The sequence below is a fragment of the Hydrogenophaga sp. FW305-3-2-15-A-LB1 genome, from assembly GCF_058787875.1.
The window spans coordinates 1-25,673 of sequence record NZ_JBYTAE010000007.1; the positions used below are offsets into that span (position 1 = coordinate 1).

Sequence of the window (25,673 nt, forward strand, 5' to 3'; positions counted from 1 at the left end):
CCGCCCACCCGGTGGAATTCCCCCCGAACGACTAGGCGACGACAGCGACTCAGGGCCATCCGGGTAAGTCTGGAGGGGGCCGCGCAAGGGCTTGACCTATAGTGATTTCGCCGCCTCCGAGGGAGGCCGGTCACCCCCGAACGCGCCCAGGAGACCCCATGAAACTTCGCTGTCTTGCCACCGCCGTGCTGTCCACCACCGTGCTCGCGGGCGGCGTGGCCTCGGCCCAGACCGTCTTCACCGTCTCCAGCTGGGTGCCGCCCACGCACACACTGAGCATGGCGCAGAAGAGCTGGTGCGACCTGCTGGAAAAAGACAGCGCGGGCCGCATGAAATGCAACATCCTGCCCAAGGGCGTGGCCGCGGCACCCGGCACCTTCGACGCGGTGCGCGACGGCCTGGCCGACATCTCGTACACGGTGGACGGCTACACGCCCGGGCGCTTCATCAACACCCAGGTCGCCGAATTCCCCTTCCTGGGCGACAGCGCCACCGCCACCTCGCTGGCCTACCAGCGCATCTACAGCAAGTACTTCGCGCCGCTGGGCGAACACCGCGGCGTGAAGACGCTGGCCGTGTTCACGCACGGGCCCGGCATCATCTTCACCACCAAACAGGCGGTGGCCAGCGCGGCCGACGTGGCCAAGCTCAAGTTCCGCATCGGCGGCGGCAACATCAACGAACTCTCCAAGGCCATGGGCTGGAACACCACGCTCAAGCCCGCGCCCGAGTCGTTCGAAATGTTGTCCACCGGCGTGATGGACGGCACCTTCTTCCCCGACGAGTCGGTCGCCTCGTTCAAGCTCAGCATGGTCAAGCACGCCACCACCTTCCCCGGCGGCCTGTACAACACCAGCTTCGTCTTCATGATGAACGAGGGCAAGTACAACGCCCTGTCGGCGCAGGACAAGGCCGTGATCGACAAGCTCTCGGGTGAAACCGCCGCGCGCATCTTCGGCGAGGGCTGGGACCGCGTCGACGCGGCCAGCCGCGAACTCCAGAAGACCCAGGGCGTGACCCGCATCGTGGCCGACGCGGCCTTCGTGCAGGCCGTGAAGGACAAGCAGGCGGGCCTGGAGACCAAGTGGGCCGAGGCCGCACAGGCCAAGGGCCTGAAAGACCCGAAGGCGGTGCTCGCCGAGTTCCGCGCCGAAATCGCCAAGGTAAAGTAAGCCAGCGCACCACCTCCCACGGCCGGCCGGGCAGTCTGTTGCACACTGCCCAGCCGGCTTTTTCACATCAGGCCCCTTCATGCTCAAGACGCTGGAACGCATCCTGCGCTGGTCCACCGGCCTCATGGCCGCCATGGCGCTGTTCACCATCATGTGGCTCACGCTGGTGGACGTGACCGGCCGCCGCTTCTTCAGCCACTCCGTGCCCGGCGGGCTGGAGCTCACCGAGATCCTCATGGTGATCGTGATCTTCGGTGCCATGCCCCTGGTGTCGTGGCGCAACGAGCACGTGGTCTTCGACTCGCTCGACAGCATGCTGCCCGAGTGGGTGCGCGACATCCAGGCGCGCGTGGTCCACCTGATCTGCGCCGGCACCTTCGGTTTCCTCGCCTACCTCATGACGACGCGCGCGGACCGGCTGACCGAGTACGGCGACACCACGGTGCACCTGCAGCTCTCCATCGCCCCGGTGGCCTGGATGATGGCGGCCATGCTGGCCCTCACCGGCCTGGTGCACCTGCTGTTCGTGTTCGTCACGGTGCCCGCGCCCCACCACCCCGAACCCACCACCTTCGACGGGGGCGCGACATGATCGAAGCCAGCCTGGGTTTCCTCGCCGTCTTCGCCCTGGCGCTGCTGCGCATCCCCATCGCGCTGGCCATGGCCATCGTCGGCATCACCGGCCTGGGCCTGATGCGCGGCTGGTCCCCGGCCTTCGCCAGCACCAGCCAGGTGATCTTCGAGACCGGCTTCGCCTACGTGCTCTCGGTCATCCCGCTGTTCGTGTTGATGGGCAACCTGGTGGCCCGCGCCGGCATGGCGCGCGAGCTCTACACCGCCGCCAACGCCTTCGTCGGCCACCGCAAGGGCGGCCTGGCCATGGCCAGCGTCATCGCCTCGGGCGGCTTCAGCTGCATCTGCGGCTCGTCCATCGCCACCGCCGCGACCATGACGCGCGTGGCCTACCCCGAGATGAAGCGCCACGGCTACAAGGACACGCTGGCCACCGGCTCCATCGCGGCCGGCGGCACGCTGGGCATCCTGATCCCGCCGTCCACCATCATGGTGATCTACGGGATCATGACCGAGACCGACATCGGCAAGCTGTTCATCGCGGGTGTGCTGCCCGGCCTGGTCGCCATCGCCTGCCTGTGCGCGGCGGTGGTCTACATCAGCTGGCGCGACCCGCTGGCGGGCCCACCCGGCGAGCGCTTCAACTGGGCACAGCGGCTGGCCGCCCTGCGCAGCATCTGGGCGGTGGTGCTGTTGTTCGCGCTGGTCATCGGCGGCATCTACGGTGGCGTGTTCACCGCCACCGAAGGCGCGGGCGTGGGCGCCTCGGGCGCCTTCCTGTTCGCCCTGCTGCGTGGCGCGCTCACGCCGCGCGTGCTGATGGACATCCTGGTCGACAGCACGCGCACCACGGCCATGCTGTTCACCATCCTGATCGGCGCGATGGTCTTCACCAGCTTCGTCAACTTCACCAGCATGCCGGGCGACCTGCGCGACTTCCTGCTGCAGTTCAGCCCCAACCCCATCATGGTGGTGGTGGTGATGATGGTGATCTACGTCGCGCTCGGCCTGGTGATGGAAGAGCTGTCGATGGTGCTGCTCACCATCCCGGTGTTCTTCCCGGTGATCACCGGCCTGGGCTTCGACCCGGTGTGGTTCGGCGTGCTGATCGTCACTATTGTGGAGATCGGCATGATCTCCCCGCCGGTGGGCATGAACCTGTTCGTCATGAACTCGCTGCTGCCGCTGGTCAAGCTCAAGACGATCTTCCAGGGCGTCTGGCCCTTCGTCATGGCCGACATCGTGCGCCTGGGCATCCTGATCGCCTTCCCGGCGATCTCGCTGTGGTTACCCAGCCTGATGAACCGCTGAGTCCTTCGGGCCTTCGAGCGGTGGCATTTCCTTGATGTGCACCACGCGCTGCGGCGACGGGATGTCGATGCCGTGCTGCTGCAGCGAACGCAGGATCTGCAGGTTGATGAGGGATTTCAGTTTGAGCTGCTCGGCGCCGTCGCCCGAGTTGATCCAGTAACCCACCGTGAACTCCAGGCCATCGGCGCCGAAGGCCGAGAGCGAGGCCTGCGGGGCGGGGTCCTTCAGCGCATCGGCCTGCGCGCTCACCGCCTCCAGCAGCAGGCGGCTCACGAGGTCCACGTCGCTGTCGTAGGCGACCGACACCACCGAGGTCTGCCACACGCGCGTGAGCGCCCCCGAAAGGTTCTCCACCCGGTTGATGACCATGAGCTCGTTGGGCACGATGGACTCGCGCCCCGCCGGCGAGCGGATCACGCTGTAGCGGGTGTTGATGTCGAGGATGCGGCCTTCGAAGCTGTCCACCTTCACGTTGTCGCCGATGCGCAGGCGCCGCTCGGCCAGGATCACGAAACCGCTCACGTAGTTGGACGCCAGCTTCTGCAGGCCGAAGCCCACGCCCACGCCGATGGCGCCACTGAACACGGAGAGCGCGGTGAGGTCGATGCCCACGGCCGACAGGGCGATGATCAATCCCACGAACAGCAGCAGCGCGCGCGTCGCGTTGCTCACCGCCTTGCGCATCGACAGATCGCCCCCGGTGGCCTTGCGCAGCAGCCGGGACTCGATCGCGGAGGAGACCCACAGCGCGAGGATCATCACCGCGCCGGCTGTGATGGCGCCCTCCAGCAGGGTGCGCAGGCTCAGGGTGCTCGCGCCAATCTTCCAGGTGATGTCGTCCAGCTCGGCCAGCACCACCGGCAACAGGCCGCTGACCCACAGCACCATGGCCAGCCAGGCCACCCAGGAAATCGTGCGCTCCAGCGCCCGCACCCAGGGCGCGGTGGTGAACGCCGCCTGCAGCACCTTCACGCCCACGCGGATCACGACCAGCGACACCAGCACGGGAATGGCCACCTTGAACGCCGCCAGGGGCAGGAACTTGGTGACGATGGCGCGCGCGATGTAGCCCAGCAGCAGCAAGGCCAGGGGGAACATCACGCCGTCGATCAGGCGGCGGCCGAACAGCACCGAGCTCTTGTCCTCCTGCATGCGCAAGGCGTTGCGCAGCGCCCAGCTGAAGACCCAGGCCAGGGCCACGCAGATCGCCAGCGCGGCGAGTTCGACCAGCACCGTGGGTTGCGTGAAGCCGGCCAGCCACAGGCCGATGTCGTCGATGGGTTTGGGATTGGTGGAGGGATTCATGTCGGATCGGAAACGGGTGTCGGAAGCTCAGGCGCGCCAGGACGGCGGGCGCTTGTCGATGAAGGCCTGCACGCCCTCCTGCGCCACCTCGTGCGCCATGTTGCAGGCCATGCTCTGGCCGGCGAGCTGGTAGGCCGACTCCAGGCCGGTCTCCAGCTGGCGGTAGAACAAGGCCTTGCCCATGGCGAGGGCCTCGCGCGGTTTGGCCAAGATGCGCTCCAGCAGAGCCTGCAGCTCGGCGTCCAGCGCATCGGGGGCCACCACGCGGTTGACCAGGCCGCGCACCCTGGCCTCGTCGGCCGAGATGAAGTCGCCGGTGAGCAGCATCTCCATCGCCTGCTTGGGCAGGATGTTGCGCGAGAGCGCGACCCCCGGCGTGGCGCAGAACAGGCCCACGTCGATGCCGTTGACGCCGAAGCTCGCGTTGTCGCTCGCCACCGCCAGGTCGCACTGCGCCACCAGCTGGCAGCCGGCGGCGGTCGCCAGGCCCTGCACGCGCGCGATCACCGGCACCTCCAGCTTGCGGATGGACAGCATCAGGCGCGAGCACTGCGCGAACAGCTTCTGGTAGTAGGCCAGCTCGGGCGTGGCGCGCATCTGCTTGAGGTCGTGCCCGGCGCAGAAGGCGCGCCCGTTCGCGGCGATCACGACCAGCCGCGCCTGCGGGTCGGCGGCCACCGCGTCCAGCGCCGACTGCAGGGCAGCCAGCATGGCCTCGGACAACACATTGAAGCTGCGCGGCGTGTTCAGCGTGAGCGTGTGCACGCCACGCGCGTCGCGCGAACTCAGCAGCACCGGCTCGGCGGGAGGGGAAGAAGAAGTGGGCTCGGTCATCGGAACATTATGGGACGCCCGGGCGCCGCGGAAGTTCAGACGCCCGCCAGCACCCTCAGGTGCGCTTCCACGCTGCGGCCCAGCGCGCTCAGGGCGTAGCCACCTTCCAGGCAGCTCACGATGCGGCCCTTGGCGTGGCGCTGCGCCACTTCCTTGATGCGCTCGGTCAGCCAGGCGTAGTCCTGCTCCACCAGGCCGAGCTGCGCCATGTCGTCCTCGCGGTGCGCGTCGAAGCCGGCGCTCACGAAAAGCATCTGCGGCTTGTGGGCCTCCAGCCGGGGCAGCCACATCATGTCCACCAGCTCGCGGATGTCCATGCCCTTGGTGTAGGCCGGCACCGGCAGGTTGACGAGGTTGCTCGCCGTCGAGTGCTCGCACACCGGGTAGAACGGGTGCTGGTAGAAGCTGCACATCAGAATGCGCTCGTCGCCGGCCACGATGTCCTCGGTGCCGTTGCCGTGGTGCACGTCGAAGTCGACGATGGCCACGCGCTGCAGCCCATGGCGCTCCAGCGCGTACTTGGCGGCCACGGCCACGTTGTTCACGAAACAGAAACCCATGGCCTGGTTGCGCGTGGCGTGGTGGCCTGGCGGGCGCACCGCGCAGAAGGCGTTGACCAGTTCACCGGCCATCACGGCATCGGTCGCGTCGATGGCGGCGCCCGCGGCCATCAGGATCGCGTCCCAGCTGTGGGCGTTGATGGAGGTGTCCGGATCGACCTGCGCATGGTCCGGGCCGCCGGCGGCCATGTCGTCGCGCAGCTGGTCGCTCAGGCCGCGCAGCGAGGCCAGGTGCATGCGGCCGTGGGCGAGTTCGAGGTCGGCGATCGCGGCGGGGGTGGCCTCGCGGCGCTCCAGCGCGACGTCCAGGCCGCTGATCAGCAGGCGGTCTTCGATGGCATCGAGCCGCTCGGGGCACTCCGGGTGGCCGGCGCCCATCTCATGTCTCCAACAATCCTTGTGGGTGAAATACCCAGTGGCCTGGCTCATGGGGGTTTTACGGTATGGTTCGCGGCATGCAAGCCGACACAAGAATCCAACTGCTGCTGAGTCAGCTTAACACGGTGATCGTGGGCAAACCGCAGCAGGTTTCGGACTGCGTGGCCTGCCTGCTGGCCGGGGGACACCTGCTGATCGAGGACGTGCCGGGCGTCGGCAAGACGACCCTGGCGCACGCGCTGGCGCGCTCCTTCGGCCTGCAGTTCTCGCGCGTGCAGTTCACCGCCGACCTCATGCCCAGCGACCTCATCGGCGTGTCCATCTACGAGCGCGGCCGCGAGGACTTCGTCTTCCACCCCGGCCCGGTCTTTGCCCAGGTGCTGCTGGCCGACGAGATCAACCGCGCCAGCCCCAAGACCCAGAGCGCGCTGCTCGAGGCCATGGAAGAAAAGCAGGTCACGGTGGAAGGCGAGACGCGCGCCCTGCCCGAGCCCTTCTTCGTGATCGCCACGCAGAACCCGCACGACCAGCTCGGCACCTACGCCCTGCCCGAATCGCAGCTGGACCGTTTTCACATGCGGCTGTCGATCGGCTACCCCGACCGCGCGGCCGAGCGCGAGCTGCTGCGCGGCCAGGACCGGCGCGACATGCTCGACCGCCTGGCGCCCGCGCTCACGCCGGCCGACCTGGCCAGCCTGCAGCACACAGTGAGCCAGGTGCACACCGCCGAGCCGGTGCTGGAGTACCTGCAGGACATCGTGGGCGCCACGCGCAGCGGGCGCTGGTTCGCCCAGGGCCTGTCGCCGCGCGCCGCACTGGCCGTGGTGCGATCGGCCAAGGCCCAGGCCTACCTGAGCGGGCGCGACTACGTGGCCCCGGACGACATCGCCGCCATCCTGCCGCAGACGGTGGCCCACCGCCTCACGCCGGTGCGCGACGCAGGGCGCGGCCCGGTGGAACAGGTGCGTGCCATGCTGGAAGCGATTCCCTTGCCGTGAAGCTCCCCCCGGTTCGCGCCCGCATCCAGTCCTGGTGGCACAACCGCCTGCCGCGGCGCGACACCCTCACGCTGACCCAGCGCAACGTCTACATCCTGCCCACGCGGGCGGGCTGGATGCTCGCGCTCACGCTGCTGCTGCTGCTCGTGGCCAGCATCAACTACCAACTCAACCTGGGCTACCTGCTCACCTTCCTGCTCGCGGGCAGCGCGGTGGTGGGCATGCACGTGTGCCACGGCAACCTGCGCGGCACCACCCTGCACCTGAACCCACCCGACCCGGTGCACGCCGGCCAGGCCGCCGCGCTGGACATCCGCCTCACCAGCGAACGCCCTCGCATCCGCTACGGCCTGGGCCTGGGTGTGATCGGCGCCGACCTGGCGCACGCGCCGCTGGCCTGGACGGACGTGCCCGCGCAGGGCAGCACCACGCTGCAGGTGGCCTGGCCGGTGCCCGGGCGCGGCCTGCATCCGCTGCCGGCCCTCACCGCGCTCACGCTGTTCCCGCTGGGCACCTTCCGCGTGTGGACGGTGTGGCGCCCGGCCGCCCCCGTGCTGGTCTACCCCGAGCCCGAAAGCCACCCGCCGCCGCTGCCGCCGGGCGAACCCCAGGCCGGCAGTTCGGGCAGCGCGCGCGTGCAGAGCACGGGCGAATTCGACGGCGTGCGCGCCTACCGCCGGGGCGACCCCATCAAGGCCGTGGTGTGGAAGAAGGCCGCCCAGGCCTTCGCGGCCGGGCGCGACGAACTCGTGAGCCGCGACGCGCTCTCCACCCAGCGCCAGCAGCTCTGGCTGGACCACGCGCAGTGCGGCCCCAGTGAACTGGAAGCGCGCCTCTCGCGCCTGACGGCCTGGGTGCTGATGGCCGACCGCCTGGGGCTGGACTATGGCCTGCGCGTGCCCGGCCGCGAGATCGCGCCCGACCAGGGCCCGGCGCACCGCGCGCGTTGCCTGGAGGCGCTGGCGCTGTGCTGAACAAGACCCTCTCCGCCTTGCCGCGTGAGACCCGCGACACACTGTTCCTGCTCGCCGTGGTCGGCTGGGTGGTCGCCATGCAGGTCGCCCACATCCCCTGGTGGTGTAGCGCGCTCACGGCGGGCGTGCTGGTGTGGCGGGCCACCCTCGCGCTGCGTGGCCTGCCGCTGCCCGGCTGGCCCTGGCGGCTGGGGCTGCTGGCCCTCACGCTCGCGGCCACCTGGGCCACCCACCGCACGCTCCTGGGCCAGGACGCGGGCGTCACGCTCGTCGTGGTGCTGCTCTCGCTCAAGACGCTGGAGATGCGTGCGCGGCGCGACGCCTTCGTGGTGTTCTTCCTGGCCTTCTTCACGCTGCTCACGCACTTCTTCTACTCGCAGTCGCTGCTCACGGCGGCGGGCATCCTGATCGCGCTGCTGGGCCTGCTCACCGCGCTGGTGAACGCCCACATGCCGGTGGGACGGCCCTCGCTGGCGCAGGCCGCGCGCATCGCCATGGGCATGGCGGCCCTGGGCGCGCCCATCATGCTGGTGCTGTTCCTGCTGTTCCCGCGCCTCTCGCCGCTGTGGGGCGTGCCCGCCGACGACCGGGGACGCAGCGGCCTGTCCAGCACGATGCGCGTGGGCCAGATCGCCGAACTGGTGCTGGACGACAGCATCGCCCTGCGCCTGCGCTTCCAGGGATCTCCACCGCCGCAAAGCCAGCTGTACTTCCGCGGCCCCGTGCTCAGCGCCTTCGATGGCGTGGAATGGCGCCCCGCGCGCGCCGAATTCCCGGCGCGCCAGGCCTTGGCAAGCGAGCTCACGGTCTCGGGCGAACCTGTGCGCTACGAAGTGACCATGGAGCCGCACCGCCGGCCCTGGCTGTTCCTGCTGGAAGCCGCCACGCAGGCGCCCGAACTGCCCGATGTGCGCGTGCGCATGACCAGCGAACTGCAATGGCTCACCGACCGCCCCATGGGCAGCCTGGTGCGTTTCAGCGCCGTGAGCCACACCACGTTCCGCCACGGCCCGCTGGCCCTCACCCCCGCCTTGCAGGAACAGGTGGCGCTGCCGCCCGGCTACAACCCGCGCACGCTCGAACTCGCACAGCAGCTGCGCCGCGAACACGGCAGAGGGCCCGACGCCACACCCCGGCTCGTGGCGGCGGTGCTGGAGCGCCTGCGCACCGGCGGCTACCTCTACACGCTCGAGCCCGGCGTGTACGGCCAGCACACCGCCGACGAATTCTGGTTCGACCGCCGCCAGGGCTTCTGCGAACACATCGCCAGCAGCTTCGTCATCCTCATGCGCGCGCTCGACATTCCCGCGCGCATCGTCACCGGCTACCAGGGCGGCGAGATGAACGGCGTCGACGGCTACTGGACCGTGCGCCAGCGCGACGCCCACGCCTGGGCCGAGGTCTGGCAGGCCGGCCAGGGCTGGGTGCGCGTGGACCCCACCGCGGCGGTCGCGCCCGGGCGCGTCGGCTCGCTGCAGCGGCTGAGCGCGCCCGAAGGCGCCATCGCCGGCGCCATCCGCAACCTCAACCCCAACATCGCTGCCCGGCTGCGCGCGGCCTGGGAGGCGATGAACAACAGCTGGAACCAGTGGGTGCTGAACTACACCCAGGGCCGCCAGCTCGACCTGCTCAAGAACCTGGGCTTTCGCTCGCCCAGCTGGGCGGACCTGGCCTACGTGCTGATCGGTGTGGTGGTGCTGGTGAGCCTGATCGGCGCGGCCTGGACACTGTGGGAGCGCCAGCAGCACGACCCCTGGTTGCGCCTGCTGCAGCGCGCCCGCGCGCGCCTCAAGGCGCAAGGCCTGGACAGCAGCGACCGCACGCCCCCGCGCGAACTCGCCCAGCGCGTGCGACAGCACTGGGGCGCCTCGGACGCGGCGCGGCGCGTTGCACAATGGCTGCTGCAACTCGAAGCCCAGCGGTACGGCCGCCCGGGCGCCGCTGACACCCCCACCCTGGCCACGCTGCAAACCGAATTCCGGCAGCTGGCCTGGCCCCGAAAAGACCCCCGTTGAACGCCCTCGCCTGTCTCCTCTCCTCGTCCGCCCTGGCCTTGTGCCTGAGCGCCAGCGCCCTGGCCCAGTCGCCCGCAAAAGCGCGCCCGGCCAACCCTGCCAAGGCACCCGCCTACAGCTACGCGCAAAGCGCGGCCGCCATGGCCTTCGCCACCGACCTCGCCGAGCGCCGCAACCTCGACCCGGCCTGGGTGCGCCAGCAAATCGGCGCGGCCCAGCGCATCCCCACCGTCATCCGCCTCATGCAGCCCGCGCCCAGCGGCGTGCCCAAGAACTGGGCCGCCTACCGCGCGCGCTTCATCGAGCCCGTGCGCCTGCGCGCCGGCCAGCGCTTCTGGGAAGCCAACCGCGAAACGCTGGCGCGCGCCGAGACCGAGTTCGGCGTGCCCGCCAGCCTCATCGTCGGCGTGATCGGCGTGGAGACGCTGTACGGCCAGCACACCGGCAATTTCCGCGTCATCGACGCGCTCACCACCCTGGCCTTCGACTTCCCGGCCAGCCACCCGCGCGCCGCCGCGCGCACCGAGTTCTTCCGCAGCGAACTCGAACAGTTCCTCAGCCTCACCGAGCGCACCGCCACCGACCCGCTGACGTACCTCGGCAGCTACGCCGGCGCCATGGGCTGGCCGCAGTTCATGCCCAGCAGCTGGGTGAAGTACGCGATCGACTTCGACGCCGACGGCAAGGTCGATCTCTTCAACAGCCAGGCCGACGTCATCGGCTCCGTCGCCAATTACTTCAAGGCCTTCGGCTGGCAGCCCGGCATGCCCACGCACTACCCGGTGCGCTTCGACCCGAACCAGAGCAAGGAAGATTTCGAGACCTTGCTCGCACCCGACATCCTGCCCAGCTTCGGTGTGCAGAGCTTCACCGCCAAGGGCGCGGTGCTCGACGGCCCCGCGCTGCAACACCCCGGCCAATTGGCCTTGGTGGAGTTGCAGAACGCCGGCGCGCCGTCCAGCTACATCGCCGGCACCGAGAACTTCTACGTGGTCACGCGCTACAACTGGAGCAGCTACTACGCGCTGGCGGTGATCGAGCTGGGCGAGGCGGTGAAAGCGCTGGTCGGCGAGCGCTGAGGCGTCATCAAACCCGAGGCGGGTCTGTCTCGCGCTCGGGATGGCGGTGCCTGGCCATGGCCGCGATGAAGGTCGCCACATCACCACCCTGCACCACGCCCGGATCGGCTTCGCCCGAAGGCAGCGTGGCGGACGCACCCGCCGCTTCCAGCAGCGTGACGGACGCGGGCAGCACCAGGATGGTCTTGCAGTGGCGGTACTGGTCCTTGATGAACTCCATGGTGTGGCCATCGAGCGAGAGCGTGCGCACACCCTCGTCGCCGTCGGGCAGCACCAGCGCATCGAACAGGAAACCGGGCTCGTTCTCGAGCGAGGCATCGGCATCGATCGCGACACCGTCCGCGGTCTTCACCGGGCCGATGCGTGGCGCCACGAAGCGCGGCACCGCGCCCTGCACGAACAGCATCGCATGCACGTCGACCGCGCTCTGGCCGTTCACGCCATCGGCCACCAGCAGCGCCACCTTGCGGCCCTTGATCGAGCCGTCTCCCGGCCGCGCGAGCAGCGAGAGCGGGGGCGAGCGACTCACCTCGGGCTTGGGCGGGTTGTCCAGCGCGCGCGGCATCGGCGCAGGCAACGCCGCCATGCCCAGGCCTTCGGCCACCTGCGCCGCCAGCGACTCCGAAGCGTTGCGCAGCGAGGCCACCATGCGCTCGCGGATCGCGGGCACCGTCACCTTGGAGAGTTCGAAACGGAACGCCGCCGCGATGTGGGCCTGCTCGACCGGGCTCTGGCTCTCGAAGAACAGCGTGGCCTGCGTGTAGTGGTCGGCGAACTTCTCGGGCTTGGCGCGGACCTTGCCCTGCTCTTCCTTGGCCTGGATGCGCGCCGGCACCGACACGAAACCCTGAGCGGCGCCGGCCTGGAAGGGACAGCCACCGGCCAGCGAATTCGGTTCGTAGTTCACGCGCCCCCGGTGGATGGCCTGGCGGTGCATGCCGTCGCGCTGGTTGTTGTGCACCGGCGCCAGCGGCGAGTTGATCGGGATCTCGTGGAAGTTGGGTCCACCCAGGCGGCTGATCTGCGTGTCCACGTACGAATGGATGCGGCCGGCGAGCAGCGGGTCGTTCGAGAAGTCGAGGCCTGGCACGATGTGCGCCGCGCAGAAGGCCACCTGCTCGGTCTCGGCGAAGAAGTTGTCGGGGTTGCGGTTGAGCACCATGCGGCCCACCGGGCGCACCGGCACCAGCTCCTCGGGCACGATCTTGGTCGGGTCCAGCACGTCGAAGCTGAAGCCATCGGCCTGCTCCTCGGTGAAGATCTGCAGGCCCAGCTCCCACTCGGGGAAGGCGCCCGCCTCGATGCGTTCCCACAGGTCGCGACGGTGGTAGTCGGGGTCGGCGCCGGAAATCTTCACCGCCTCGTCCCAGACCAGCGAGTGCGTGCCGTAGACCGGGTTCCAGTGGAACTTCACGAACACCGAATCGCCTTCGGCATTGACCATGCGGAAGGTGTGCACGCCAAAGCCCTGCATGGTGGCGTAGCTGCGCGGAATGCCGCGATCGGACATGGCCCACATCAGCATGTGGGTGGACTCGGGCATCAGGGACACGAAGTCCCAAAAGGTGTCGTGCGCGCTGGCCGCCTGCGGCATCTGGTGATGCGGCTCGGGTTTCACGGCGTGCACCAAGTCCGGGAACTTCATCGCGTCCTGTATGAAGAAGACCGGCATGTTGTTGCCCACCAGGTCCCAGTTGCCTTCGTCGGTGTAGAACTTCACCGCGAAGCCGCGCACGTCGCGGGCGGTGTCCTTGGACCCTCGCTCGCCCTGCACGGTGGAGAAGCGCACGAACACCGGCGTGACCTTGCCGGCTTCCTTGAAGGGCGCGGCCTTGGTGATGTCGGTCAGCGCGTCGTAACACTCGAAGAAGCCGTGCGCGCCCGAACCGCGTGCGTGCACGATGCGTTCGGGAATGCGCTCGTGGTCGAAGTGCGTGATCTTTTCGCGCAGGATGAAATCCTCCAGCAGCGCTGGACCACGCACGCCGTACTTCAACGAGTTCTGGTTGTCCGCGATGGGCACGCCCTGGTTGGTCGTGAGCACCTGGCCCGACGAGTCCACTCGCACGCGGTCCAACGACTCGATGGCCCAGTTGATGCCTTCGGCCGCGACGCTGCCGGTCTTGTCGGAGTGGTTCTCCTCCGACAGGGTGCTGCCCGTGGGCAGGCGGGATGGCGCATCGACCGTGATGCCGGGCTGCACCGCCAGCCCGTTGTCGAAACCGTGTTCGCCGGCCTTGTTGGCGTTGAACGGCATGCCCTCGGCCAACTGGCCGGTGTGGACCGCCTTGAGCACGGCAGGATCGTTCGCAGGCTGGACTTGGGAAGGCCCACTGTCGGTGTTGCGGGCCGCGGCCCGGGGAGCGCTGTTCGCCTCCGGGTTGGCGCGGCCGGAGTCGGGGGATTTGGATTTAGGCACAGTGGGCTTTCGAGAAAAGTTGAGCGATTGGACGGTCAGGCGACTTCAGCGCCCATGAGCGCCTCCTTGCGCGCCATCAACTGGTCGCGCATGGCCACCAGGTCCAGCGACTTGGCCGCCCTGGCCTTGGGGAAGATCTCGTTGCGCTCTTCCTTCACGTGGTGGTCGATGTACTCGCCCAGCACCTTGACCTTGGCGTCGAACATCTCGTCGGCTTCTTCCATGGCTTCGATCTGGGCGATCAGGTCCTTGGCACCCGCGTGCTCCACCTCGGCTTCGGCCAGGATGTCGGTCTCTTTCAAGGCTTCACGCAGCGCGGGGTAGAAGATTTCTTCCTCGACGGTGGCGTGCACCGTGAGTTCCTGGCAGATCTGGTGTGCCAGCTCCAGTTTCTTCTGCGCGGCGCCACGCGCCTTGGAGCCGGCAAGCTCCTCGTAGGTCTTGAACATCTTTTTGACCGCCTTGTGGTCGGTGTCCAACAGGGTGCATGCGTCTGCTTCGGTTCGGGTGGTGGCCATGGAGGGCTCCTGATTTCGGTGTGGGGATGGATGTTTTGATCGAGAGAAGCAAAACCCCACCCGGCCCAGCTGGGCAGGGTGGGTGCACTGCATCAGCGGTTATGAAGCGTTGTTGTCACCCGGGCGGCGGGTGCCATCGTCCTGCTCCCGGGCACCGGGACGCGAACCGTCCTGCTGTTGGGACGGGTTGACTTCCTTGCGGCCTTGCTGGTCGGAGCCGCCGGGGTTGCTCTGCTCGCGCTGCCCTGCCGGGTTGCTCTGGTCGCCTTGCTGCCCGCCTTGCTGGCCCGGGCGCTGACCTGGGTTCTGGCCCTGCTGATTCTGGCCCTGCTGGCCTTGTTCCTGCTGGTTCTGGCCTTGCTGGCCCTGCTGTTGGCCTTGCTGGCCCTGGTTGTTCGATGCCATGTCGTTGCTCCTGCATGTGTTGAAAGAATTGCGGCGATCGCGATGGATCGAACGCAAATCTCTTTGGGCAAGGCGCGTGCCCGCGCCGTGTCAACCGGGCTGCCAGCGCAGGCGCTGCCAGGGGCGTGTGTCGCACTTGAGGATGTCGCGCATGTAGGCCAGAGCCGCCGCCTTCTTCTCATCCGTCTCGGCCGCCGTGCAGTCCTCGGGCGCGTGCACCTTGAGGCCGCGCAGAAAGGCATCGGCGGCCGTCAGCTGGATGCAGATGTCGGTCGCCAGCCCCGCCATCACCAGGGAGCGGGCGCCGATCTGGTCGAGCAGGATGTCCAGGGGCGTGCCGAAGAAGGCGGAGTGCATCGGTTTCAACACGGTGAGGTCGCCGCGCTGCGGGCGCAACAGCCGCGCCATGGACGCGCTGACGCCCTGGCCCTGCGCCAGGCGCTTCACCAGGGTGGGGAAATCGGAGCGCCAGCGGCCGAAGTTGTCGTTGGCATAGATCACCGGAATGCCTCGCGCGCGGGCCGCGCTGGCGAGTTGGCGAGCCGCCCTGGCTGCCAGCAACGCGGGCCCGGCGAGTTCGTCGGCTTCGGGGAAGTCCAACGGGTTGATGAAGTCGATCAGCAGCAGGGCGCGCCGGCTTCGTGGCAGTTCCGCTTCACCCATCGCCCCTCCCTTGCCCCACCTCGCCGGACGAGTCTTTCAACACGCTGATGCCGCCATCGGCCTCCAGAAAGGCGTACTTCATGTCCTTCAGGTCGCAATCGGCCTCGCGCAGCGCCCGCTCCACATCCAGCATGGGCACATGGTGCTGCCTGAGGATGCGGGAGTGAATCCGCCCATCGCGGCCAATGAGCACAGGCTCGCCCTCGGCCAGGGCTTGCAGCCTGGTACTGCGGGCGGTCACCACCGCCACCAGCATATTCAGGGCGATCAGGGTCGCGGCAGCAAGCAATCCACCGGTCACCGACTCCTCGCCCCCACTCAGCCCCGCCGACACCGATTCGCTCAGCAGCATCACCACCAAGAGGTCGAACGGCGTGAACTGTCCCACGGTGCGCTTGCCGGAGAGGCGCACCAGCAGCAGCAGCACCGCATAGATGATCGCGGCCCTGGCGGGCAACTCCCACCAGGCAGTGGAAAGCTCGAACATGGAAACCTCGCCTCACGATGAATGCCCAGGCCAGAGCAAATGGCATTCCCGGAACGCGCAGGTCGACCGTTGAGCAGCACCTCGGGCGCTTGCGGCAAATTTTGCTGATCCAAGACGGCGGGAGCGCTTTTTACCGCTCGAAGCTGTGTGTCATGGCGAACAGTCGGATCGGCCGCAGACAGGCACCATCACGCGCACCAACCGTCCGGAGAACCATGGATTTGCTCGACCTCATGCAATGGCCCGCCATGCTGGTGACGCTGCTGGCGTCCTGGCTGGTGGCCTCGCGCAGCGCCGGGCGGCGCCATGCCGGCTTCTGGCTGTTCCTGGCCAGCAACGCCCTGTGGGTCGCCTGGGGTTGGCATGCGAGCGCGTACGCGCTCATTGCCCTGCAGATCGGGCTGGCCGGCATGAACATCCGCGGCGCCCTGAAAACGGAAAGCCCGTCGTGATGGCATCGCGGCCGGGGATGCGGCCCGCCAGCGAAAGGCTACGCCTGCAGCACCTTGGCCAGCGCCTCGGCCGAAACGGGCTTGGTGAAGTGGTAGTCCACCAACGAAAACACTTCGGCCGCCAGCTCGTCGTCATGGTCCGAGCCGGTCACCGCGATGAGCACCAGGTTGTCGCCGCATTGCTGGCGCAGCGCACGGACCAGTTCCAGGCCGTCCATGTCCGGCATGTGCACGTCGAGCATGACGCACAGCGGCAGCGAATGCCCCACCACCTCGAGCGCCTCCTGGCCGCTGTACGCCGCCCTCGCGCGATGCCCCATGAGGGTCATCAGCGTGGTCAACGAGTCCGCGGCATCCCGCGAGTCGTCGACGATCAATATGTCCAGGTCCTGGTTTGTCATGGCTGTTGTGCCTGTGGTGACCCGACGGGCCCGCTCGCGCGACAGCATAATGCCTTTCGCCGGACGTTCGCACGCGCGGGCCGATGTGCCGGCGTCCACCCCCTCCTGCCCGGCCCGGGCCAGCGTCGTTCTTGAATGGAGTCGTCCATGGAAGCTGCGAGCCCGGAACCCCCTCCATTTCTATCCGGTGGCGGAGAGCTCGCCCGGCTCATCGCCCGGTTCGACTGGGCATCGACCGGGCTCGGCCCGATCGACCAATGGCGCGACCACGTGAAAGCGGCCACGGCCCTGATGCTGCGTTCCCAGGTGCCCATCGTCATGCTCTGGGGCGAGCGGGGGTTCATGGTCTACAACGACGCCTACTCCCACTTCTCGGGTCTTCGCCACCCTCAGTTGCTGGGCTCGGAGGTGCGCAAGGGCTGGCCTGAAGTGGCGGACTTCAACGATCAGGTCATGACGGTGTGCCTGGCCGGCGGCCACCTGCGGTTCGAAGACCAGGAGCTGATCCTGCACCGCCACAACCGCGCCGAGCAGGTCTGGATGAACCTGGACTACTCGCCGCTGCTCGATCTGAGCGGCCAGCCGGTGGGCGTGATGGCCATCGTGGTCGAAACCACCGCCAAGGTGCAAGCCCTTCGCAAGGTGCACAGCGAACGGGAGCGGATGGCGCAGCTGTTCCAGCAAGCCCCGTCGTTCATGACCATGCTGCGGGGAAGCTCGCATGTCATCGAATTGGTCAACCCCAACTACCTCAAGCTGGTGGGCCACCGCGACGTGATCGGCAAGACGGTGGCGCAGGCGCTGCCCGACGCGGTGGAACAGGGGTACCTCCAGCTGCTCGACGAGGTGTATGCCAGCGGGCAGGCGCATTCGGCGCGGGGCGCCCGGTACGCGGCGCAGGCCGAACCCGGCGGCCCGGTCAACACACGCTATCTCGACTTCGTGTTCCAGCCCCTGAGGAACGAGGCCGGCGAGGTCGACGGGATCTTCGTGGAAGGGATCGATGTCACGGACCGGGTGCAGGCCGAAATGAAGCGGGACTGCCTGACGGTGCTGGGGGATCGTTTGGCGGCCCTGTCAACGCCGGTGGAGCTCGCGCACGCGGCCTCCGAAATCCTTGGCGATGCGCTCAAGGCCAGCCGCGTGGGATACGGCAGCATCGACAACGCCACGGAGACACTGACGGTCGATCGCGACTGGGCCGCGCCCGGCGTGGACAGCCTGGCCGGCACGACGCGGCTGCGCGACTACGGCGCCTTCATCGACAGCCTCAAGCTGGGCGAGTTCATCGCCATCGCCGACGTGCGCCTCGATGCGCGCACCGCCTTCGCGGCCGAGGCCCTCGAATCCAAATCCGCGCGCTCGTTCGTCAACGTGCCCATCATGGAAAACGGTCGGCTGGCCGCCGTGTTCTTCGTGAACTGCGACCAGGTCCGGGAATGGGAGGCGGAGGAACTCTCCCTGATCCGCGAAGTGGGCCAGCGCACCCGCGTGTCGGTGGAGCGCGCCCGAGGGCACATCGCCTTGCAGGAAAGTGAAGCCCGCCTCAGGGAGGTGAACGAGACACTGGAGCAGAAGGTCGAGCAACGCACCGCCGAATTGATGGAGATCGAGTCCCACTTCCGCCAGGCGCAGAAGATGGAGGCCATCGGCCAGCTCACGGGCGGCCTGGCGCACGACTTCAACAACCTGCTCGGCACCATCAGCAACAGCCTGCAGATCCTGAAGATGCGGCTGACCCAGGGCACGACGGACGGGCTGGAGCGCTACATCGGCATGAGCGAGGATTCCATCCGCCGCGCCGCCGCGCTCACCCACCGGCTGCTGGCGTTCTCGCGCCGCCAGACGCTCGATCCCAAACCCATCGACGCCAACCGACTGGTGCAGGGCATGGAGGACATGATCCGCCGCACCATGGGGCCCTTGATCGACATCGAGGTGGTCGGCGCCGGCGGCCTGTGGTTCACCAAGGCCGATGCGTCCCAGCTCGAGAACTCGCTGCTGAACCTCTGCATCAATGCGCGCGATGCCATGCCCGAGGGAGGCCGTCTGACCATCGAGACGGCGAACAAGTGGCTGGACGAGCGCGCCGCCGGCGAGCGCAGTCTGCCGCGCGGGCAATACGTGTCGCTGTGCGTGACGGACACGGGCACGGGCATGTCCGCCGACGTCATCGAGCGCATCTTCGACCCTTTCTACACCACCAAGCCCCTGGGCATGGGCACCGGCATGGGCTTGTCCATGGTCTACGGTTTCGTGCGCCAGTCCGGCGGGCAGGTGCGGGTGTACTCCGAAGTGGGCATGGGCACGACGATGTGCCTCTACCTGCCCCGCTACCTCGGCCCCGGTGTTGACGAGGAGGAAGCACCACGGCCCGCGCCCATGCAGGCGGGCGATGGCGAAACCATTTTGGTGGTCGAGGACGAATGGGGCATCCGCGTCACGATCGAGGAGGTGCTGACCGACTCGGGTTACCACGTGCTCACGGCCGACACGGGCCCCGCGGCCATGAAGATTCTGGACAGCGAGGCGCGCATCGACCTGCTCATCACCGACGTCGGCCTGCCCGGGGGCATGAACGGCCGTCAGGTGGCCGACGCGGCCCGCATCCAGCGAACGGGCCTGAAGGTGCTGTTCATCACCGGCTATGCCGACAACGCCGCGGTCGGCAATGGGCACCTCGACCCGGGCATGGCCGTGTTGACCAAGCCCTTCGAGATCTCGGTGCTGTCCAGCCGGGTCAAGGCCCTGCTGAGCCCGTGACGCGGGCGGGGAGGCCGGCGCGCACGAAGTCCACCAGCTCGGCCAGTGCGCCCTCCGTCGGCGTTCGCCACAGCAGGTGGGTCTGCAGGCAGGCGTCGTCGTGCGCCAGCGGAATCGCCACGATGCTGGCCGGCAGCTTGCCCACGATGCCGCCACCGTAGAGCGCCACGTGGGTGCTGCGCGCCACCGACTCCAGCAGGATCGGTGTGTCGTCGGGCTCGTACACCACCCGGGGCTTGAAGGCGTGGCGCTCGAACAGCGCAAACAGCAGTTCGCGGAAGGTGCCCCAGCGGCCCGGCGATCCGATGATCAGGCCCTCGTCCCGCAGGTCCTGCAAGTGCAGCTTGCGCTTGCGCGCCAGCGGATGACCCACACGGCACAAGGCCACGATGGGCTGCGAGTCCACCAGCACCCGGTCCAGTGAAGGCGACGGCGCCAGCGATGCCGGCAGCAGCAGGAAGGCCGCGTCCAGATCGCCCGCGACGATCTCGGCGAACAGGCGCTCGGACGGCGCCTGCAACAGGTTGAGCTCCACATCGGGGAAGCCCACGCCAAAGCTGAACAGCAGTTCCGGCATGGCGCTGTTGGCGGCCTGGGCCGAGTAGCCGATCAGCAGCTTGCGCTTGCTCGAACTGCCGGCCAGGCGGCGCGATTCGCGCACGGCCTGGTGCAGGCCGTCGAACACCGCATCGAGCTGCCCGAGCAGATGGGCGGCGGCCGGGGTCAGCTCCATCGACCGCGTCGTGCGCACGAAGAGCGGGAAGCCCAGCTCTTCCTCCAGCAACTTGATGGAACGGCTGAGCGCGGGCTGCGCGATGCGCAGCGCTTCGGCCGACTTGCGGAAGTTCAGCGTGGCGCTGAGGTGGCGGAACTGCTGAAGCCGCCGCAGGCTGGGGTAGGTCTTCATTGATGCCGGAATTCTATCAATGAGGGATCAAATGGTATTGGACTGGGCCGGGGGCCAAAACTAGCATTCACGCCCACCAGATCCACCACAAGAGTTCATGAAAGCCTCCGTTTCCCAGTTCAAGAGCGTGCGCGACATTGAGAGCAACTTGCGCACAATACGCAGCCACATCGCGACCGCCGCCGCCAGCGGCGCCCAGCTGATCTGCTTTCCCGAAGCCAGCATGGTCGCCTACGAGTCCTCGCGCGAAGAGCTGGTCGCTTTCGCCGGGCAGCAGGCGGTCCGCTTCATCGACGAGGTAGGCGCCAGCGCCAAGGCGCACGCGATCGACGTGTTCGTCGGCCTGTACGAGCCGCTCGATGGCCACCGCACGCGCAACACCTTCGTGCACCTGGGTGCCGATGGGCAACTCAAGGGCCGCTACGAAAAGCTGCACCTCTACGATGCGTTCAGCTTCAAGGAGTCCGACAAGAACCGGCACGGCCAGCTGCTGCCTGCGCACGACGAGGTGTATGTGGCCGACGTGGGCGGCGTGCGCTTCGCCATCCTCAACTGCTACGACCTGCGCTTCCCCGAAATCTCGCGCATCGCGGTGGACAAGGGCGCCGACGTGCTGCTCTACGGCGCGGGCTGGATCGCCGGCAGCCTCAAAGAGCTGCACTGGGAGACCCTGCTGCGCGCGCGCGCCATCGAGAACACCTGCTACGTGCTGGCCTCGTGCCAGCCGCCGCCCACTTCCGTGGGCATGAGCATGGGCATCGACCCCTCGGGCCTGGTGATCGGCGGCATCGCGGCCGCCGAGGGCGTCGTGACGGTCGACGTGCTGCCCGAGCGCCTGCGCGATGTGCGCAAGGACCTGCCCTGCCTCGAACACCGCCGCTACCAGATCGCCCTCAATTCCTCCGGAGACAACAACACATGAACAACCAGCAACCGCAATCCCAGAAAAAGGTGCTCTATTCGGCATCGCTCGGCCAGTTCGTCGAGTGGTACGACTTCGTGATCTACGCCTACTCGGCCACCATCATCGCCAAGCTGTTCTTCCCCACCACCGACCCGGCCACCGCCCTGCTCTCGGCCTTCGCGGTGTACGGCGTGGGCTTCGTCATGCGCCCGCTGGGCGGCTTCATCTTCGGCAGCCTGGGCGACCGCTTCGGCCGCAAGGCGGTGCTCTCCGCCATCATCCTGATGATGGGTGGCGCCACCGTCGGCATCGGCGTGCTGCCCACCTACGCGCAGATCGGCATCGCGGCGCCCATCCTGCTCGTGGTGCTGCGCCTGATCCAGGGTCTGTCGGCGTCGGGCGAGACCATCGGCTCCAACTCCTTCGTGGCCGAACACGCGCCACCGGGGCGCCGCGGCCTGCACGTGGCCTTCACCTACGCCTTCGCCAACCTGCCGCCCGTGGCGGCCGCGCTCATCATCCTCGCCGTGACCAGCCTGCTGGGCAGCGAGGTGTACGAGAGCTGGGGCTGGCGCATTCCCTTCCTGATCAGCGGCCCGCTCGCGCTGGTGGGCCTGTACATCCGCAACCGCGTCGATGAATCGCCGGCTTTCGAGGTGGCGCGCGCCAAGCAGGAAATCTCGACCACGCCGGTGTCGGACGCCATCCGCGACCAGAAGAAGGCCATGGGCTTCAGCTTCGCGCTGGCCGCGTTCTCCAGCCTGACCTTCTACACGCTCGCGGGCTACTTCGTGTCCTACCTCACCGTCACGGTGGGCATGAGCCGCAGCGACTCGCTGATCTCCAACGGCATCGCCATGACCGTCGCCTTCCTCACGATGATCGCGAGCGGCTTCGTGTCGGACAAGGTGGGGCGCAAACCGGTGATGGTGGTCAGCCTGCTGTTCAACGCCATCGTCTGCGTCCCGGCCTACATGCTGGCCGGCGAAGGCACGCTGTTCCACGCGGCGCTCGCGCAATCGCTGCTGGCCATCGGCATGGGCTCGTTCGCCGGCCCGCTGGGCATCACGCTGCTCGAGCTGTTCCCGACCAAGACGCGCTTCAGCGCATCAGCCATCAGCTACAACCTGGCGTACACCCTCTTCGGTGGCACCGCGCCCTTTGTCGGCACCTACCTGGTGCTGGCCACGCAGTCCAAGCTGGCCCCGGCCGCCTACCTGGCCGCGGTGTCCGTCGTGGTGCTGTGCGTCACGCTCTTCCTGCCCGAGACTTACCGGCGCTCGCTGACGGACTAGCCTCCTCGATGCCCTGCGCCAGCAACTCGGTGGCGAACTCGATGTAGCCCCGCACCAGGGCATCGCTGCCCGGCCGCTCCTTGAAGAGCACCGCGAGCATGGGCTGGGCATCCATGAAGAAGGTGCACATGCCCAGAATGGCGACGTGCAGGTAGCGCGCGTCCAGTTCGCGCGCCGGCTTGTCACCGGGGATGGGGTTGAGCACGAACTGCGTCAACGCCAGCCCCCGTTTCGCCACCGTGTTGAGGTCCCCCACCTCCATCTGGGCCTCTTCATCGGAGTAGATCTCCTTGAGCACCAGATTCATGAACTGCGGGTTGCGCTGCAGTGAATCGATCAGCATCTGCAGGCGCGTGCGGATGCGGTGGCGCAAGGGCCCCGGCTCGTCCAGCACGAGCCGGCTGCGTTCCTGGATGTCGTCCAGCAGGCCCACCGCCGCAGCCCGCAGCAGGCCCTTCTTCGTGCCGAAGTAGTAGCGGATCAGCGCCGGGTCCACCTTCGCGGCACTGGCCACCTCCACCACCGTCAGCGCCTCCGGCGCCTTGTGGCGCAACAGCGCGAGCGCCGCTTCGACGATCTTCTCCTTGCCCACGCCGCTGCTGGAAGCGGGCCGGCCCGCCGTGCGGCGCGGCTCCTTGCGCCGTCGACGGGGCGTGGGGGTGTCGTTGTCCTTCATCACGCCATTCTAGGAACACTTCGCGCGCGGCACGCCGCGCATCGAAGGTCGGCGGCATTAATTCCCATGAAAAGGAAATATCCACACTGCATGCAGGGATTGTCATTTCGGGTTGACAGGCGTTCCGCCAGGGTCTTAGCATCCGCTCAATTCCTATCTGTAGGAATTAAAAGAACTTCAACCCTCTGCTGAATGTCCCCCCACATGTCTGTCGTTGCGATCACCTTCAATCCCCATCTCCTCAGCGCCAGAACCGCCACGCGGTCCAAGGACGCCGGGAACGGCCTGATCTTTCAACCGGGCGAAGAGGACAACCTGCGATGGCAAAGCCGTCCCAGCGAACCGTCTGAGGAGGAACAGGCCCTGGCCGCGGCCATCGTGCAGATCTACGCCGACGACGGCCGCTCGCCCGAGGCTTTCGCCGAAGCGCTCAACGCGAGAAACCTGCTGCAACCCGATGGCAGCGCATGGACGCCCGAGACCTTGTGCGCCGTGCTCGAACGCCTGGCGGTCTGACCCCCATCGATCCGAAAGAACACCTCATGAAATCCCACGACATCACCCGGCGCGAGCTGATGCTGGCCGGCATGGCCCTGGCCGCTCCCGCCGGCGCTTTCGCGCAATCGGCCCGCCCCACGCAGCTCATCGTCGGCTTCCCCGCGGGGGGAGGCATTGACCTGCTGGCGCGCCTGATGGCGAGCCAGCTGCGCGCGCACACCCCCGAGCCCGTGGTCGTCGACAACAAGGCAGGCGTGGCCGGCCGCCTGGCGCTGGAGCACATCAAGCGCGCGCCGGCCGACGGCAGCGCCTTGCTGCTCACGCCCGACTTTCCCCTCACGATCTTTCCGCACATCTACAAGAAGCTGGCCTACCAGCCGCTGCAGGACTTCACGGCCGTGGCCGCCTGCGCGCGCTCGGAGCTGGTGCTCAGCGTGGGACCCATGGTGCCGTCGAGCGTGAACACCGTGCCCGAGCTCGTGAAATGGATGCAGGCCCACCCGGACAAGGCCGACTACGCCTCGTCGGGCCCCGGTGGGGTGCTGCACCTGCTGGGCGTGATGTTCAGCCAGGCCACGGGGGTGCAGATGACCCACGTGCCCTTCAGGGGCAGCGCGCCCGCGCTGCAGGCGCTGGTGGGCGGGCATGTGGCCGCGAGCTTCAACGCCGTGGGCGAAGCCCTGCCCTTCAAGGCCTCGGGTGGCCTGCGGCCGATCGCGACCTTCGGCGCCAAGCGCTCGCGCTACCTCCCCGAGACACCGTGCATGGTGGAGCTGGGTTATCCGAATGTGCAGGCCGACACCTGGCTGGGCGTGTTCGCGCCCCCTCGCCTGCCTCAGGCCCTGGTGGAGCAATGGAACACCCGGATCACCAGCGTCGTGAACTCCAGCGAGTACATCGCGAGCCTGGACAAGCTCTCGATGGAGCCGCTCACGCTCAAGCCCGCGGCGCTCGCCTCCCTCGTCAAGACCGACATCGAGCGCTGGGCGCCTGTCGTCAAGGCCTCCGGCTTCACCGCCGATGAATGAACACCCCCAACACCCCATGAGCATGGACGAAGCGACTTTGAAAACCGATGCCGCGCAGCGCGTGGAGCGTGGCCTGTTGAACTACTGGTACCCGGTACTGCCGAGCTACCGCCTGGCGGGCACGCCCATCGGGATCACCCGCCTGTCCGAAGAGATCGTGCTGTGGCGCGACGACGAGGGCCAGGTCCGCGCGGTGGAAGACCGCTGCCCGCACCGCGGCGCGCGGCTGTCGCTGGGCTGGAACCTCGGCGACCGGGTGGCCTGCTGGTACCACGGCGTGGAGGTGGACGGCCAGGGCAAGGTGGTCGATGTGCCGGCCATGCAGAACTGCGTGCTCACCGGGCGGACCTGCCTGAAGTCCTACCCCGTGGTGGAAGCCCACGGCGCGATCTTCCTCTGGTTCGGCGATGGCAGCCTGGACGCGCCAGCCCCGTTCGAACTGCCCGAAGAGATGACCGCCGAGGACTACTCCGGCTTCCTCTGCATGCAGAACTGGAAGTGCAACCACCGTTACGCGATCGACAACGTCATGGACCCCATGCACGGCACCTACCTGCACTCGCAGTCCCATTCCATGGCCGAGGGCGACCGGCAGGCCGAAATGACGGTGCGGCCGACGGCCACCGGCCTGATCGTCGAAAAGGTGGGCCAGCGCGGCGTGAACTTCGACTGGGTCGAGTTCGGCGAGTCGGGCCTGATGTGGATGCGCCTGGCCGTGCCGTACAGCAAGCAGCATGGAGGTGGCCAGTTCATCATCGTGGGCTTCGTCACCCCGGTCGACGAGACCCATTGCCAGGTCTATTTCTGGCGCATCCGCAAGGCCTCCGGGTTCGACCGGCACGTCTGGCGCTTCCTCTACCGCAACCGGCTCGAAGGCCTGCACTGGGACGTGCTCGAGCAGGACCGCAAGGTGATCGAGAACCTGACCCGGTCCGCCCGCTCGCAGGAAACGCTGTACCAGCACGACGTCGGCATCGTCCGGGTCCGCCGCCTGATGGAAAAGCGCGCCCAGGAACAGGTCGCGCAGCGCCTCGCCAGCGTGGCCTGACCCGCTCCTC

General features: G+C 67.9%; 25 protein-coding genes. 14 read left to right on the top strand and 11 right to left on the bottom strand.

The window, feature by feature from the left end:
- The first annotated feature begins 158 nt into the window (after positions 1-158).
- From AC3WPZ_RS03235 to AC3WPZ_RS03245, 3 genes are all read left to right on the top strand, one after another.
- On the top strand, positions 159-1,172 hold the full coding sequence (locus AC3WPZ_RS03235; RefSeq protein WP_382323793.1) for a TRAP transporter substrate-binding protein: 1,014 nt from the start codon (positions 159-161) through the stop codon (positions 1,170-1,172).
- A 79-nt stretch (positions 1,173-1,251) separates the two neighbouring features.
- On the top strand, positions 1,252-1,764 hold the full coding sequence (locus AC3WPZ_RS03240; RefSeq protein WP_382159437.1) for a TRAP transporter small permease: 513 nt from the start codon (positions 1,252-1,254) through the stop codon (positions 1,762-1,764).
- Positions 1,761-3,056: a TRAP transporter large permease gene (locus AC3WPZ_RS03245; protein WP_492438121.1), complete on the top strand. Its 1,296-nt coding sequence runs from the start codon at positions 1,761-1,763 to the stop codon at positions 3,054-3,056. Before AC3WPZ_RS03240 ends, AC3WPZ_RS03245 begins: the two co-directional genes overlap by 4 nt.
- Here the strand turns inward: AC3WPZ_RS03245 and AC3WPZ_RS03250 are convergent.
- The 3 genes from AC3WPZ_RS03250 to AC3WPZ_RS03260 are packed head-to-tail and all read right to left on the bottom strand — an operon-like array spanning position 3,033 to position 6,184.
- On the bottom strand, positions 3,033-4,361 hold the full coding sequence (locus AC3WPZ_RS03250) for a mechanosensitive ion channel family protein (protein WP_492438123.1): 1,329 nt from the start codon (positions 4,359-4,361) through the stop codon (positions 3,033-3,035). The genes AC3WPZ_RS03245 and AC3WPZ_RS03250 overlap by 24 nt on opposite strands.
- A 27-nt stretch (positions 4,362-4,388) precedes the next feature.
- Entirely contained in the window at positions 4,389-5,195 is an 807-nt protein-coding gene (locus tag AC3WPZ_RS03255) for an enoyl-CoA hydratase (protein ID WP_492438125.1), read from the bottom strand.
- A gap of 35 nt (positions 5,196-5,230) precedes the next feature.
- Positions 5,231-6,184, bottom strand: coding sequence for a histone deacetylase family protein (locus AC3WPZ_RS03260; protein WP_492438127.1), 954 nt, complete (start codon positions 6,182-6,184; stop codon positions 5,231-5,233).
- A 26-nt stretch (positions 6,185-6,210) separates the two neighbouring features.
- Between AC3WPZ_RS03260 and AC3WPZ_RS03265 the strand changes: the two genes are divergently transcribed.
- The 4 genes from AC3WPZ_RS03265 to mltB are packed head-to-tail and all read left to right on the top strand — an operon-like array spanning position 6,211 to position 11,199.
- Positions 6,211-7,131 carry an AAA family ATPase gene (locus AC3WPZ_RS03265; protein WP_382323788.1) on the top strand — a complete coding sequence of 307 codons (921 nt, stop codon included), beginning with the start codon at positions 6,211-6,213 and terminating at the stop codon, positions 7,129-7,131.
- Positions 7,128-8,105, top strand: a complete 978-nt coding sequence (locus tag AC3WPZ_RS03270; RefSeq protein ID WP_444688153.1) for a DUF58 domain-containing protein — start codon at positions 7,128-7,130, stop codon at positions 8,103-8,105. Before AC3WPZ_RS03265 ends, AC3WPZ_RS03270 begins: the two co-directional genes overlap by 4 nt.
- Positions 8,102-10,120 (top strand): transglutaminase TgpA family protein, encoded by a 2,019-nt coding sequence (locus AC3WPZ_RS03275; RefSeq protein ID WP_492438263.1) that lies wholly within the window; start codon positions 8,102-8,104, stop codon positions 10,118-10,120. The genes AC3WPZ_RS03270 and AC3WPZ_RS03275 overlap by 4 nt, the downstream gene beginning before the upstream one ends.
- Positions 10,117-11,199, top strand: a complete 1,083-nt coding sequence (gene mltB / locus AC3WPZ_RS03280; RefSeq protein WP_382323786.1) for a lytic murein transglycosylase B — start codon at positions 10,117-10,119, stop codon at positions 11,197-11,199. Before AC3WPZ_RS03275 ends, mltB begins: the two co-directional genes overlap by 4 nt.
- 7 nt (positions 11,200-11,206) lie before the next feature.
- Here mltB and AC3WPZ_RS03285 read toward each other — a convergent pair whose 3' ends face one another.
- The 5 genes from AC3WPZ_RS03285 to AC3WPZ_RS03305 form a co-directional block, all read right to left on the bottom strand.
- Complete coding sequence (locus AC3WPZ_RS03285) at positions 11,207-13,618, bottom strand: catalase (RefSeq protein WP_492438130.1); 2,412 nt, start codon at positions 13,616-13,618, stop codon at positions 11,207-11,209.
- Positions 13,619-13,653: 35 nt separating this feature from the next.
- Positions 13,654-14,136, bottom strand: coding sequence for a hemerythrin domain-containing protein (locus AC3WPZ_RS03290; RefSeq protein WP_444688156.1), 483 nt, complete (start codon positions 14,134-14,136; stop codon positions 13,654-13,656).
- Between the two features lie 99 nt (positions 14,137-14,235).
- The gene (locus AC3WPZ_RS03295; protein WP_382323785.1) at positions 14,236-14,541 is read right to left on the bottom strand and encodes a hypothetical protein; all 306 of its coding nucleotides are present in this window, start codon (positions 14,539-14,541) and stop codon (positions 14,236-14,238) included.
- Positions 14,542-14,631: 90 nt separating this feature from the next.
- Complete coding sequence (locus AC3WPZ_RS03300; protein WP_382323784.1) at positions 14,632-15,204, bottom strand: cysteine hydrolase family protein; 573 nt, start codon at positions 15,202-15,204, stop codon at positions 14,632-14,634.
- On the bottom strand, positions 15,197-15,691 hold the full coding sequence (locus AC3WPZ_RS03305) for a DUF421 domain-containing protein (protein ID WP_492438132.1): 495 nt from the start codon (positions 15,689-15,691) through the stop codon (positions 15,197-15,199). Before AC3WPZ_RS03305 ends, AC3WPZ_RS03300 begins: the two co-directional genes overlap by 8 nt.
- A gap of 215 nt (positions 15,692-15,906) precedes the next feature.
- Here AC3WPZ_RS03305 and AC3WPZ_RS03310 point away from each other — a divergent pair, with 215 nt between their 5' ends.
- The gene (locus AC3WPZ_RS03310; RefSeq protein WP_382159461.1) at positions 15,907-16,143 is read left to right on the top strand and encodes a hypothetical protein; all 237 of its coding nucleotides are present in this window, start codon (positions 15,907-15,909) and stop codon (positions 16,141-16,143) included.
- A 38-nt stretch (positions 16,144-16,181) separates the two neighbouring features.
- Here AC3WPZ_RS03310 and AC3WPZ_RS03315 read toward each other — a convergent pair whose 3' ends face one another.
- A complete protein-coding gene (locus tag AC3WPZ_RS03315) occupies positions 16,182-16,544 on the bottom strand; it encodes a response regulator (protein ID WP_382159463.1) in 363 nt (120 codons plus the stop codon).
- A gap of 147 nt (positions 16,545-16,691) precedes the next feature.
- Between AC3WPZ_RS03315 and AC3WPZ_RS03320 the strand changes: the two genes are divergently transcribed.
- A complete protein-coding gene (locus tag AC3WPZ_RS03320; protein ID WP_444688158.1) occupies positions 16,692-19,307 on the top strand; it encodes an ATP-binding protein in 2,616 nt (871 codons plus the stop codon).
- Here AC3WPZ_RS03320 and AC3WPZ_RS03325 read toward each other — a convergent pair.
- A complete protein-coding gene (locus tag AC3WPZ_RS03325; RefSeq protein ID WP_382323780.1) occupies positions 19,285-20,214 on the bottom strand; it encodes a LysR family transcriptional regulator in 930 nt (309 codons plus the stop codon). The genes AC3WPZ_RS03320 and AC3WPZ_RS03325 overlap by 23 nt on opposite strands.
- Before the next feature lie 97 nt (positions 20,215-20,311).
- Between AC3WPZ_RS03325 and AC3WPZ_RS03330 the strand changes: the two genes are divergently transcribed.
- Both AC3WPZ_RS03330 and AC3WPZ_RS03335 read left to right on the top strand, forming a co-directional pair.
- Entirely contained in the window at positions 20,312-21,136 is an 825-nt protein-coding gene (locus AC3WPZ_RS03330; RefSeq protein ID WP_492438135.1) for a nitrilase-related carbon-nitrogen hydrolase, read from the top strand.
- Positions 21,133-22,413 (top strand): MFS transporter, encoded by a 1,281-nt coding sequence (locus tag AC3WPZ_RS03335; RefSeq protein ID WP_382159471.1) that lies wholly within the window; start codon positions 21,133-21,135, stop codon positions 22,411-22,413. The genes AC3WPZ_RS03330 and AC3WPZ_RS03335 overlap by 4 nt, the downstream gene beginning before the upstream one ends.
- Here AC3WPZ_RS03335 and AC3WPZ_RS03340 read toward each other — a convergent pair.
- Complete coding sequence (locus AC3WPZ_RS03340) at positions 22,367-23,089, bottom strand: TetR/AcrR family transcriptional regulator (RefSeq protein ID WP_382159473.1); 723 nt, start codon at positions 23,087-23,089, stop codon at positions 22,367-22,369. The genes AC3WPZ_RS03335 and AC3WPZ_RS03340 overlap by 47 nt on opposite strands.
- Before the next feature lie 204 nt (positions 23,090-23,293).
- Here AC3WPZ_RS03340 and AC3WPZ_RS03345 point away from each other — a divergent pair, with 204 nt between their 5' ends.
- From AC3WPZ_RS03345 to AC3WPZ_RS03355, 3 genes are read left to right on the top strand one after another with little or no spacing between them, the layout of a single operon-like run.
- Complete coding sequence (locus AC3WPZ_RS03345) at positions 23,294-23,605, top strand: recombinase-like helix-turn-helix domain-containing protein (protein ID WP_382323777.1); 312 nt, start codon at positions 23,294-23,296, stop codon at positions 23,603-23,605.
- Positions 23,606-23,631: 26 nt separating this feature from the next.
- Positions 23,632-24,615: a Bug family tripartite tricarboxylate transporter substrate binding protein gene (locus AC3WPZ_RS03350; RefSeq protein ID WP_382323776.1), complete on the top strand. Its 984-nt coding sequence runs from the start codon at positions 23,632-23,634 to the stop codon at positions 24,613-24,615.
- A gap of 16 nt (positions 24,616-24,631) precedes the next feature.
- On the top strand, positions 24,632-25,663 hold the full coding sequence (locus tag AC3WPZ_RS03355; RefSeq protein WP_444688162.1) for an aromatic ring-hydroxylating dioxygenase subunit alpha: 1,032 nt from the start codon (positions 24,632-24,634) through the stop codon (positions 25,661-25,663).
- The last annotated feature ends 10 nt before the right edge of the window (positions 25,664-25,673 follow it).